The sequence below is a fragment of the Acidocella sp. genome (assembly GCF_052326845.1).
GTDB lineage: Bacteria > Pseudomonadota > Alphaproteobacteria > Acetobacterales > Acetobacteraceae > Acidocella.
Window position 1 is genome coordinate 1 of record NZ_JBKQJR010000128.1, and the last position, 10,670, is coordinate 10,670.

Annotated in this window: 11 protein-coding genes; 6 read left to right on the plus strand and 5 right to left on the minus strand. The window is 60.9% G+C overall.

The features are described 5' to 3' along the window. The first annotated feature begins 131 nt into the window (after nt 1-131). The 4 genes from ACLPJJ_RS08425 (at nt 132) to ACLPJJ_RS08440 (ending at nt 5,680) form a co-directional block, all read left to right on the plus strand. Nucleotides 132-2,447: a molybdopterin cofactor-binding domain-containing protein gene (locus tag ACLPJJ_RS08425; protein WP_443590512.1), complete on the plus strand. Its 2,316-nt coding sequence runs from the start codon at nt 132-134 to the stop codon at nt 2,445-2,447. Continuing rightward, complete coding sequence (locus ACLPJJ_RS08430) at nt 2,444-3,451, plus strand: XdhC family protein (RefSeq protein WP_443590514.1); 1,008 nt, start codon at nt 2,444-2,446, stop codon at nt 3,449-3,451. Before ACLPJJ_RS08425 ends, ACLPJJ_RS08430 begins: the two co-directional genes overlap by 4 nt. Further along, nucleotides 3,451-4,008: a nucleotidyltransferase family protein gene (locus tag ACLPJJ_RS08435; protein ID WP_443590515.1), complete on the plus strand. Its 558-nt coding sequence runs from the start codon at nt 3,451-3,453 to the stop codon at nt 4,006-4,008. Before ACLPJJ_RS08430 ends, ACLPJJ_RS08435 begins: the two co-directional genes overlap by 1 nt. Nucleotides 4,009-4,348: 340 nt before the next feature. Next, a complete protein-coding gene (locus tag ACLPJJ_RS08440) occupies nt 4,349-5,680 on the plus strand; it encodes a sensor histidine kinase (protein WP_443590516.1) in 1,332 nt (443 codons plus the stop codon). A 107-nt stretch (nt 5,681-5,787) separates the two neighbouring features. On the opposite strand, the gene ACLPJJ_RS08445 is transcribed toward ACLPJJ_RS08440, so the two are convergent. From ACLPJJ_RS08445 to ACLPJJ_RS08465, 5 genes are all read right to left on the minus strand, one after another. Continuing rightward, nucleotides 5,788-6,174, minus strand: coding sequence for a response regulator transcription factor (locus ACLPJJ_RS08445; protein ID WP_443590518.1), 387 nt, complete (start codon nt 6,172-6,174; stop codon nt 5,788-5,790). Nucleotides 6,175-6,325: 151 nt separating this feature from the next. Continuing rightward, a complete protein-coding gene (locus tag ACLPJJ_RS08450; protein ID WP_443590519.1) occupies nt 6,326-6,976 on the minus strand; it encodes a response regulator transcription factor in 651 nt (216 codons plus the stop codon). Nucleotides 6,977-7,176: 200 nt separating this feature from the next. Further along, the gene (locus tag ACLPJJ_RS08455) at nt 7,177-7,422 is read right to left on the minus strand and encodes a DUF1150 family protein (RefSeq protein ID WP_443590520.1); all 246 of its coding nucleotides are present in this window, start codon (nt 7,420-7,422) and stop codon (nt 7,177-7,179) included. 582 nt (nt 7,423-8,004) lie between these two features. After that, on the minus strand, nt 8,005-8,427 hold the full coding sequence (locus ACLPJJ_RS08460) for a response regulator transcription factor (protein WP_443590521.1): 423 nt from the start codon (nt 8,425-8,427) through the stop codon (nt 8,005-8,007). Next, nucleotides 8,424-8,768 (minus strand): hypothetical protein, encoded by a 345-nt coding sequence (locus ACLPJJ_RS08465; protein ID WP_443590522.1) that lies wholly within the window; start codon nt 8,766-8,768, stop codon nt 8,424-8,426. The genes ACLPJJ_RS08460 and ACLPJJ_RS08465 overlap by 4 nt, the downstream gene beginning before the upstream one ends. Before the next feature lie 44 nt (nt 8,769-8,812). Here ACLPJJ_RS08465 and ACLPJJ_RS08470 point away from each other — a divergent pair, with 44 nt between their 5' ends. Both ACLPJJ_RS08470 and ACLPJJ_RS08475 read left to right on the plus strand, forming a co-directional pair. Next, nucleotides 8,813-9,925, plus strand: a complete 1,113-nt coding sequence (locus tag ACLPJJ_RS08470; protein ID WP_443590523.1) for a patatin-like phospholipase family protein — start codon at nt 8,813-8,815, stop codon at nt 9,923-9,925. Between the two features lie 332 nt (nt 9,926-10,257). After that, entirely contained in the window at nt 10,258-10,548 is a 291-nt protein-coding gene (locus ACLPJJ_RS08475) for a transposase (protein WP_443590524.1), read from the plus strand. Nucleotides 10,549-10,670: the final 122 nt, after the last annotated feature.

The following is a 10,670-nucleotide window of genomic DNA, read 5'->3' on the forward strand; positions in this document are numbered from 1 at the left end:
GCCGAGAGAACCATTGAGGCAACATGGAAGCGTATCGGTTCATTGCTCGATCACTTCCCCCCAACAGAGTGCGCAAACTACATCAGGCACGCAGGATATGCGTCAACCTAATCGCAGAAGACTCTAATGACATGTTCCCACCCCGCCGTGCGGCGAGGCTGGAACTCGGCCGCCGCGGCTTCCTCGTCTCGATGTGCGCGGCCGGTGCCGTGTTCGGCTTCCCGCGCCGGGCCCAAGCCACCATGAATCCAGAGGCGCCGGACGGCCTGCCCCTGGACGCCGTGGGGGCAAAATATGAACCCACACTGTGGTACTGGATCGACAGCACCGGCAAGGTGAACGTCAACATCATCCGGGCCGAGATGGGCCAGCATGTCGGCACCTCGATCGCGCGCATCCTCGCTGATGAGCTTGGCGCCAACTGGGACGATGTGCATATCGACCATGTCGACAGCGACCCGAAATGGGGGACGATGGTAACTGGCGGCAGCTGGTCCGTCTGGCAAAGCTGGCCGGTCTACCGGCAGGCCGGCGCCGCGGGCCGCATCGCGCTGGCGGAAAAGGCGGCAAGCCTTTGGGGCATTGATGCCTCCCGGATCACGGTCGAGAACGGCATTGTCTCTGGCGGCGGCAAGACGGCCAGCTTTGGCGAGCTCGTGACGCAGGGTGTTACCCGCATTTTCACCGCCGCCGAACTGCAGGCCCTGCCTCTGAAACCCCATGCGGATCTGACGCTTTTGGGCAAGGCGTTGCCCGCCCTCGATATCCGCACCAAGACCACGGGGCAGGCGATCTACGGCATTGATTCGAAGGTGGACGGCATGGTCCATGCCGCGCCGATCCTGCCGCCAACGCGCTATGGCTGCGCTGTCACGGGGATCGACGACAGCGCGGCGAAAGGCGTGAAAGGCTATCAGCAGACGCTGAAGATCGACGATCCGTCCGGGACCGTGCCCGGCTGGGCGATGGTGATCGCCGACAGCCATTGGGCGGCGCAGAAGGCCGCGAAGCTCGTGAAGGTCGGCTACGACATCAAGGGCAATGCGCAGCAGATTGGCGAGGCCGATATCCAGGCCGAGAACAAGCGCCTGATCGATGATCCGAAAACCGGGGCGCTGCTTGACACTGGCGATACCGACGTTGACCCGGTTTTTGCCAAGGCCGCCGACACGTTGGAGGCTGAGTACACGACGCAGACTGTGCTGCATTTCCAGATGGAACCGCTGAACGCGCTCGCCTTCCAGAACCAGGATGGCATATGGGAGATTCACACGGGCAACCAGTGGCAATCGCTGTGCCTGCCATGGCTCCAGACGGCCCTCGGCGTCGGCGCGGGCAAGGTCATCATGCGCTCCTACCTGCTGGGCGGCGGTTTCGGGCGCCGCCTGAACGGTGACTATGCGGTGCCGGTCGCGCTTGCCTCCAAGGCACTCGGCGGCAAGCCGGTGAAGATGGTCATGATGCGCCCGGACGACGTACAGTTCGATAGCGTCCGCCCGCCGACCATGTCGCGCCTGCGGATGGCCTTCGATGCCGGCAAGCAGGTGATCGCGATGGATACCGCCGTTGCCTCTGGCTGGCCGACAAAGGTAATGGTGCCCTCCTTCATGCCGAAAGGGGTGAATGGCGAGCACTATGATCCCTTCGCTTCGGACGGGGCGGACCATTGGTATGATGTCGGCGCCCAGCGCGCCCGGGCGATATCGAATGAGCTGGCAGAGGCGACCTTCCGCCCCGGTTGGCTGCGCTCCGTATCGCCAGGCTGGATCAATTTTGCGGTCGAGAGCTTCATGGACGAGGCCGCCCGCCATGTCGGGCAGGACCCGCTGCAGTTCCGCCTCGACCATTTCACCGCCCAGGGCCGCAACGCGGGGTCCGCGCCGAATGCTGTCGGCGGGGCCGCGCGTCAGGCGGCGGTGTTGAAACGGGTTGCCGAGATTTCAGGCTACGGCAAGGGCGGCCTGCCCGCCGACACGGCGATCGGGATTGCGACGACCTACGGCCAAGCGCGCTCAATGCCCACATGGGTCGGCGGCGCGGTTCAGGTGCATGTGGACCGGGCCACGGGCCATGTGGATGTGCAGAAGGTCTGGCTGGTCGTCGATTGCGGCACTGTCGTCGATCCGGATGGCGCACGGGCGCAGGTCGAGGGCGGCGCCATGTGGGGCGTGTCGATGGCGCTCTATGAGGGCACCCAGTTCAAGGGTGGCAGGGTCATCGATAGCAACCTGGATACCTACACGCCGATGCGCATGGTCGACGCCCCCGAGATGACCATCGAGATGGTTGAGAGCACCGAGGCGCCGACAGGTTTGGGCGAGCCGGGCACGACCGTCATGGCGCCTGCACTCGCCAACGCGATTTTTGCGGCCGTGGGCGTGCGGATGCGCCATCTGCCGATGACACCGCAGGCAATCCTCGACGCGCTCAAGGCGACGAAGACATGAGCGCCGAGGGAGCAGGCTGTAGCTGGACGCCGCTCTCTGCGACGAACGGGCTGCATCCCGCTCTGCTCGACCCCTGGGACGCCGCCCTGACGATGGGAGATGGCACGGTCATCGCCCTCCTTGTGGCGACCGAAGGGCCTGCCTATCGCAACCTCGGCGCAGCGCTTGCCATTTCTGCCGATGGCCATTGCGCCGGGGCGATTACCTCGGGCTGCATCGAAGCGGACCTTATTCTTCATGCGCCGGATGTGCGGGCGAGCGGGTGGCCCAAGCGACTCCGCTATGGGGCGGGCTCGCCCTTCTTCGATCTGCGGCTGCCCTGCGGCGGCGCGATCGAGGTGATGCTTTTCCCCCTGCGCGCTCCTGATGTGCTTGGCGAACTGGCGCGGCGGCGGGCGGCGCGCAGGCCTGTGTCGCTGTCCGTCTCGAGGCAGGGACGTCTGTCTATCGCGCCCTATGCGCCAACGGGCGTTGTGAATGACGGCTTGTCTCTCGGTTTCCGTCCGCCGGTGCGCTTCGTGATCTTCGGCGCCGGGCCTGAGGCGCTTGTCTTTGCGCACCTCGCGGCGAGCCTTGGGCATGACCATCTGCTTCTGTCGCATGATGACGTGACGCTCGGCTCCGCGCGGTTGACAGGATGCAAGGCCGAAAAACTCTCGCGGATTTCGGATCTGCCGGATGTTCTGGTCGATGCCGATACCGCCGTGACGCTATTCTACCATGACCACGATTATGAGCCGGAGCTGCTGCGTTATCTTCTGGCAGGCGATGCCTTCTATATCGGCGCGCAGGGCAGCCGTGGGGCGCAACGGAGTCGCTTGGCGCGGCTGCAGAAAATGGGCGTGCCCGCCGGACAGATCGCCCGCCTGCGCGGCCCGATCGGCCTTATTCCCTCTGCGCGTGACGCACAGACACTCGCGATTTCGGTACTTGCCGAGATCATGGCAGCAGCCAGAACACGCGAGATAGTCGCCACCCCTGCCGCCGCTGAGACGGTTGGCTGATGCGCAGCCTCGGCGTGCTGCTTGCGGCCGGGGCATCGCGCAGGTTTGGCCCGGAGGACAAGCTTCTCGCGCCCTATCGCGGTGGGGCGCTGGTGCGCTCGGCTGCCACGGCTCTCCTCGGCGCAGGCTGCGACGCCATGCTGGCTATCGTCTCTTCTGTGGACGTTGCAGCTGCATTGCCTACAGGAATCGAGATTTGCAGCATCGCACCCGGGCAGCCGATGGCGGTCTCATTCCATATGGCGATTGATCAGGCGGTCGCACGGCGGGCAAGCCGCCTCCTGATCTGTCTTGGCGACATGCCGAATGTAAAACCGGCTCTGCTGCGCCGGCTTGCGGCACATGACAGCTCCTGCGCTTGCCTGGCGGGAGATATCCGCACGCCGCCGATGCTTCTGACCGAGACCGATTACGCCGCAGCACGGGCAAGTGCAGACGGCGATCGGGGGGCGCGGCGATTCCTTGCCAGGCTACCGGCGGACACGCTGATTGATGTCGATCCCGTCGAGATACTCGACATCGATCGACCGGCGGACATCACCCCGGCATCGCTATGATATATGCCTAGTGGAGTGGGCCGCCAGGGGCCCACTCCATGCACTGGAGGAATTTGTGTCAGGGCATGACAGCCTTCGCTGGCGGTCCAAATGGCGTGCCACAACATGAACAAACCCCGTTGTTCCTGCGGGCTCTTGAAATTGCTTCCCCACGGTCCAAGATTCTACCAACTTTGCCTTGGCGGCTGCTGCCCGGAAGAATCAACCATAGATGGGGAGCTATCAGATGATACGTCGAGAAGCTGTGCGGAAATTTATCCGATCCAGAAGCCTGCCCGTCGCGACCGCTGTGGGGGCTGTTGGGATATTCATTCTCGACTCGGTCACCCCGGAAGATATCATGGTTGCGATGCTTTACGTCGCGGTGGTGCTGGCAAGCTCCAGCTTCTGCAAGCCGCGCGAGGTTTGGCTCGTCTTCCTGGGGTGTGTGGGCCTGACGGTACTGTCCTACCTGATATCACCTAACTCCATCTCACCGCAACGTGACACCCTCTTAAACACGGCCCTTTCCATCACGGCGATGGCGCTGACGGCTTTCCTCGCCACGCGCTATCAATCAACGGTTGAATCGGTGCGCGAGCAGGCCAAGCTCCTCGACCTGACGCATGACTGCATCATCGCAGGCGACATGAACAATGTGATCACCTACTGGAACCGCAGCGCCGAGGCTTTCTATGGATGGACCGCGGCCCAGGCCGTCGGCAAACTTTCCCGCGAGCTCCTGAGTACCACCTTCCCGATACCGCTCGACGCCATCAAGGCCGAGCTCTTGAGCACGGATCGCTGGGAGGGCGAGGTCGTCCGCAGGAAGCGCGACGGAACGCCGGTCATCCAGGCCTGCCGCTGGTCGTTGAAGCGCGACGAGCGGGGGCGGCCTGCCGGGCTCCTGGAAACCAGCAACGACATCACCGCGCGCCGGCAAGCACAGGAGGCGCTTCGGGAGGCCCAGGAGGATCTTGCGCGTGTCAATCGCGTGATGCTACTGAGCGAGTTGACCTCTTCAATCGCCCACGAGGTCAAGCAACCGCTCGCGGCGATCGCCGCGAGCACCAGTGCCGCAACCCAATGGCTCGCCACCGATCCGCCCCATGTCGACGAGGCCAACACGGCGCTCGGCCGGATCCTCCGAGACTGCCAGCGCGCCAGCGAAATCATCAGCCGCGTGAGCGCGCTCGCTAAGAAAGAGGCACCGCACAAGGATCTGCTGGACATCGACTCGACCATTCTCGAAGTCATCGCCATGGCCGATGACGTCTTGCAGAAGAACAAGGTCATCTTGCGAACCGGCCTTTCACCCGGCCTGCCGGTCGTGACCGCCGACCGGGTCCAGATCCAGCAGGTGATCCTGAACCTGATCAGCAACGCCGTCGAGGCGATGAAGGAGCAGGCCGACGGCCAGCGCGAGCTCACCGTGAATTCCGGCTGGGACGACGAGACCGACCTGTTCGTCGAAGTGAGGGATACCGGCGCCGGGCTCGACCCGGATCATGTCGACCAGCTGTTCGAGGCCTTCCACACAACCAAGTCCGGCGGCATGGGCCTGGGACTGGCGATAAGCCGCTCGATTGTCAAAGCCCATGGCGGCCGAATATGGGCGGCGCCAAACCAGCCCTGCGGCGCCGTCTTCCGTTTTACCCTGCCGGCCCGCTGGGACATCCCCGCCGCCGCTTAGAGCATTCAGCTTTTAGCTGAATGCTCTAGCTTTAAGCTTGAGCGAGCAATTTCATGCGTTTAGCTTGGCCACAGATCGTAAGGGCATGAGGTAGACACACATCCATCTCAAACCGCTCCCCCCTTGGAGCCCTTGAGAACCGAATGAATGAACGTGAGCACTTCGGTCTCTTTGAATGGCTTGGTAAGATAGCCAACGACGCCGGCCTGCAATGCACGCTCCTTGTCTCTGTCATTCGGGAAGGCCGTTATGAGAATGGTTGGAATGGGGGTGCCTGCCTTAACGAGGCAGTTATAAAGCTCGAGCCCCGACAAACCTGGCATCCGCATATCAGAGATCAAACAGGACGTGTTGTGGCGCAACTCGGATGCAAGAAACTCCTCGCCGCAAGAGAACGACTCTGCCTTGAACCCCATCGCTTTGAGGAGGTCCAGCGTCGCCTCGCGGACTGACAAATCGTCGTCCACCACCGAAATCACGGGAACCTGTGGCAAGAGAGCTCTCCTGTTTCGAAACCGAAAGTAGCACTACTCATGGATGCGGCACTATTAGCCAGCAAGTGGCTTTTTTACCCGTCAGCATAGGTTTTCTGTCCGAATGGTCTAGTGCTGCCAAATTTTGGGATTAAGCTTCTAATCCTTTGGTTTAGATCGCTCGTGGTTTTTCTAGGGAAATACCCGGCGCAGAGGCCATTCGCAGCAGATCGACCAGCGAACGCGCTTGCATCTTATGCATGATCTGGCTGCGATGGACCTTCACCGTCGCCTCGCTCAGCGATAGGTGAGCCGCGATCTGTTTATTCAACTGGCCGGCGAGGATCAGCTTAAGAATCTCGCGTTCGCGTGGCGTCAATGAATCGAGGCGCTCCTGCAGTTTGACAGCTGCTTTGGCCGTTTGGCGCAGGACGCGGTCGTTTTCGATCCCCAACTGGATCGCATCGAGCAGATCCTGCTCGCGCAGGGGCTTGGTCAGGAATTCGATGGCACCGGATTTCATGGCCTGCACCGTCATGGGAATATCACCGTAACCGCTAATGAATATGATCGGAATATGGATGCCCGCGGCCGCCAGTGTCCGCTGGAATTCCAAGCCGCTCTGCCCTGGCATTCGGACGTCGAGCACAAGGCATCCCGGCGCGTCGGGACGCTTGCTCTGGAGGAATGCCTGTGCGGACCCGAACGTCCGTACCTCCAGCCCGACGGACCGAAGCAGATCTTCCAGAGCATCACGCAGTGAGGCGTCGTCATCGACGATGAACACAACGGGATGCTCTTCACTCAAGGGGCCGGTTGGCATGTGTCTTCCCCCAGAGGGCAATAATTATTGCGACTCGACGCCTTTTTCACGAATGGCTTGCGCGGTGCCCCGCCGCGGCGGCGACGGCCATTCACATGCCAGCGTCGTAAGGTGAAATGGTAAAATAAAAAAATTGATTTTACAAATTTTAAGGAAGTAACCACGTGGCCAGCGGGGCACGGCCTCAGGCCCCCCGTCGGTTAATGCACCAGGCTCGGCACCATTTCGTTCTGGATGATCGCCGCCACCGCCACCGGTGCGTTGGTCGCGATCGCCAGCGGCGTGCCGTCAGCCGCATGAATGGCATACCCTGGACCGGCCTCGGTCATCACCGGCTTAACGAAGGCAATTTCGTCCATCCCCAGCCTCGCCAACTGCTCGGCCGAAATATAATGCACGGTTCCGGGAATAATATCAGCCGTGCCGTCATGCGTTTTTGCGTTCATGAGAAACTCCTTCTCTAAGCCAAATCGAATACGCTGCGTCAGTCTGCTTGTGGCAATTTATGCAGCGCGAATCAGGACATCGCCGGTTCGCGCCGCCGGATATGGTCGTTAACCGCCGGATAGATGCCGGCGGTTCACCGGCGCCCGGTGCACAGGCCGTGATGGCCAATGCCCGGCCGCATAGGATGGCGATGTTTCGTGGCCGCAGACCCATGACCGCCAACATTCGTCGTAGAACGTCTGCGCGGCTTCTGCGCTTTCGTCGTCGTCCCCGACTAGGCTGGCGAACAATATGGCCCCCTACCCAACGATCAAGCTAGCACCGTGAATCGTCCAAAACGATTACGCCCGTGGAGGATTTATGCTTACGTATGTGAGGTTTACTGCACATGCTGCCTAGCAGGGCGCACGAGTGGGGCGAAGCTTCTAGTGCTTTGGTTTAGATCGCCTGCCAAGCTGCAATGGGATGCCGGGCTTTCCGGCACGGCAGGGCGCGCCGGCATTGGCGGAAGGCATGAAATTCAATGCCCTCGGCCGCGGCCGGCTTGGAGATCATCCCTTGTTCAACGTGCCAGTTTTATTTCAAAGGCTCTGACGGAGGATACGCCGGGCGCGATCGCGTTCCAGTCCCGCATAAATCGCCGCAAGCAGCGCCTGCTCGTTCAAAGGCTTGGTCAGGAACTCGATGGCCCCGGATTTCATCGCCTGAACAGATATGGGAATGTCACTATCACCGCTGATAAAGATTATGGGGAGGTCAACGCCCTGCTGCATCAGGGCGCGTTGGAATTCCAGTCCGCTCATCCCCGGCATATTGACATCAAGCACAATGCAACCTGGTGAGTCTGGGTGGGCCCGTTGAAGAAACTCCTGCGCCGACAAAAAGGTTTCCACCTTTAGGTTGAGTGAGCGAAGCAGATCCCCCAAAGACTGACGCACCGATGGGTCGTCATCAATGACGAACACCACAGGCTCCTCTCGGGTGGCGATTGCGGATTTGGTCACGATTCCTCCTGCGGGCCGGATGGCAGCGTGAACTGAAAAGCCGCGCCGCGGGGACATCCGAAATCGCCCGCAAACGCCCGCCACGGCCCTTCATAATCTAGAGGCTGACTGCCAGTCCAATTCCCATGTTTCTTGTAGAACGGATTGGATATGGGAAGCCCGCTGGCGGTAGTCCAGATCGATTTTAGCGTTATAACCCACGGGAAACGGCATTGCCGCGCCGAAGGGATAAGCCCAAGACGAGAAAGCCGGTTGATGGCGGCCATTCCTGTCGCCGGGAAAAATAGACAAACGCCATGGACATGATACCATCGATAGAAAGGGCGGAATTCAAAGGTCATCAGGGAATTCCCGGTAGAGTCGGCATCGACCTAGGGGAGCTGAAATGAGAACGAAGGTCGCGATTGCCTGCCAAGGTGGTGGAAGCCAGACGGCTTTCACGGCTGGCGTGCTGAAGGCACTGACGGAGAACGGGCTGACCGACAAGTTTGAACTCGTCGGTCTCAGCGGGACCTCGGGCGGTGCACTGTGTGCGACGCTGATCTGGTACGCGATCCGCAAGAACGAGACGCCGATCTGGCGGCGGCTGATCGAGTTTTGGCAGGACAACACGGCTGAAATATGGTCGGAACGGATGGTCAATGACGCGATCATCGATTGGATGCGCCAGGTCAACGCCGGCACTCTGGCGTCTTTCCAGACCAGCCCGGGGATGCCCTTGATACAGGCCATGATCCATCTCATGATGCGGACCTACCGGCAGGAATTCGTCGACCTCAAGGCGCTGCTGCGCAACCATATCGATTTCGACGAAATCGCCTCCTGGGGACCGCAGCCGACGGGCCCGGTGCTGGTCATCGGCGCCGCCAGTGTGCTGTCCGGGCGGCTGCGGAAATTCATTTCGACGAAGGAGACGATCAAGATCGAGCATCTCCTCGCCTCCTCCGCCGTGCCCAACCTCTTTCCGGCGGTCGAGGTGGATGGTGACGCGTTATGGGATGGGCTGTTCTCCGACAATCCGCCGATCGACGACCTCGTGCGCAAAGGGATTGTGGGCGAAGGCAACGTCCCGCACGAACTCTGGGTCATCAAGATCAACCCCACGAAGCGCAGCAAAATCCCCGTGCTGCCGGGCGAGATCGCGGACCGGCGCCATCAGCTAGAGGGCAATATCTCGCTGTTCCAGAACCTCAAGCTGGTGGAAATGCTCAACGACCTGATCCTCGGTGACGCTTTCCGGCCGGGATTTCACGCGTATTACGAGTACACGCAGCCCGTTCTTATGCCGAAACCTTTCGCTGAGGGGCCTGACAAGCCGTATTACATACCGTGGATCGAGATGTCCGATGAGATGCAGCAGGCACTGGACTACGAGGGCAAATTCGACCGCAGCCCGGAAAATATCAACCGTCTGATCGCGCACGGCGAGGAACGCTGCCGGGTCTTCCTGGAGGAACGGGAGCGGCGCTTGGCTGCCGTCCCTCGGTCCATGGCGTGAGAGCTCTCGGCCGGGTGTCCAGAGGCGACGTCTTGGCGGTTTATATGAGTTCGCCCGGAACATTGCCCAGGCCGGCTCGCCGGCAGATGCGCTTGCTCGAGGCTCAAAACCCGATTAGCTAATTGAACTGCTACGAGCTGTTATGATTCAAACTCATTGTCTGGAGGAGTTTGGATCATGGCAGGCGAGTTTTGGCTGAATGACGAGCAATGGGCTGCGCCTGAGCCCCATCTTCCCCATAACCGCCCTGGTGCGCGGCATGTTGATGGCCGGCGTGTGCTGAGCGGCATCGTGCACGTGTTAAAGGTAGGCTGCCGCTGACAGGATTGCCCATGGCCAGAGCCTTCGTCGGCGACCGTGGGTATGACTGGAAAGCGCTGATCGATCTGATCAAATCCCGGGGCGGCGAGGCCCACATCCCGACACAGTGCGACCGCAAGGTTCAACGCTCTGTCGATCAGGCCCTCTACCGCCAACGAAACCTGATCGAGCGCTTCTTTAACAAACTCAAGCACTTCAGGCGGGTCGCCACCCGCTTCGACAAGCTCGCCAGAAATTTCCTGGCGACCGTCATGCTAGCGTCAACCCGCCTGTGGATACGAACTTATGAGTCTAGAACCTAACACTACAGTTGCATTTTTGTTGGAGTTCTGAATCTATGGGCAACCATGGTTCAGAACATGATGAATGGCGGCGCGTCTGTTGAAGATACACTGGAGCTTTGGGCGTGTTCGCTGCGCGATGT

Bases quoted from the DNA above. Each gene is read 5' to 3' on its own strand.
- ACLPJJ_RS08425 (WP_443590512.1), top strand. From the start codon at position 132: ATGTTCCCACCCCGCCGTGCGGCGAGGCTGGAACTCGGCCGCCGCGGC.
- ACLPJJ_RS08430 (WP_443590514.1), top strand. From the start codon at position 2,444: ATGAGCGCCGAGGGAGCAGGCTGTAGCTGGACGCCGCTCTCTGCGACG.
- ACLPJJ_RS08435 (WP_443590515.1), top strand. From the start codon at position 3,451: ATGCGCAGCCTCGGCGTGCTGCTTGCGGCCGGGGCATCGCGCAGGTTT.
- ACLPJJ_RS08440 (WP_443590516.1), top strand. From the start codon at position 4,349: ATGGTTGCGATGCTTTACGTCGCGGTGGTGCTGGCAAGCTCCAGCTTC.
- ACLPJJ_RS08450 (WP_443590519.1), bottom strand. From the start codon at position 6,976: ATGCCAACCGGCCCCTTGAGTGAAGAGCATCCCGTTGTGTTCATCGTC.
- ACLPJJ_RS08455 (WP_443590520.1), bottom strand. From the start codon at position 7,422: ATGAACGCAAAAACGCATGACGGCACGGCTGATATTATTCCCGGAACC.
- ACLPJJ_RS08465 (WP_443590522.1), bottom strand. From the start codon at position 8,768: ATGACCTTTGAATTCCGCCCTTTCTATCGATGGTATCATGTCCATGGC.
- ACLPJJ_RS08470 (WP_443590523.1), top strand. From the start codon at position 8,813: ATGAGAACGAAGGTCGCGATTGCCTGCCAAGGTGGTGGAAGCCAGACG.
- ACLPJJ_RS08475 (WP_443590524.1), top strand. From the start codon at position 10,258: ATGGCCAGAGCCTTCGTCGGCGACCGTGGGTATGACTGGAAAGCGCTG.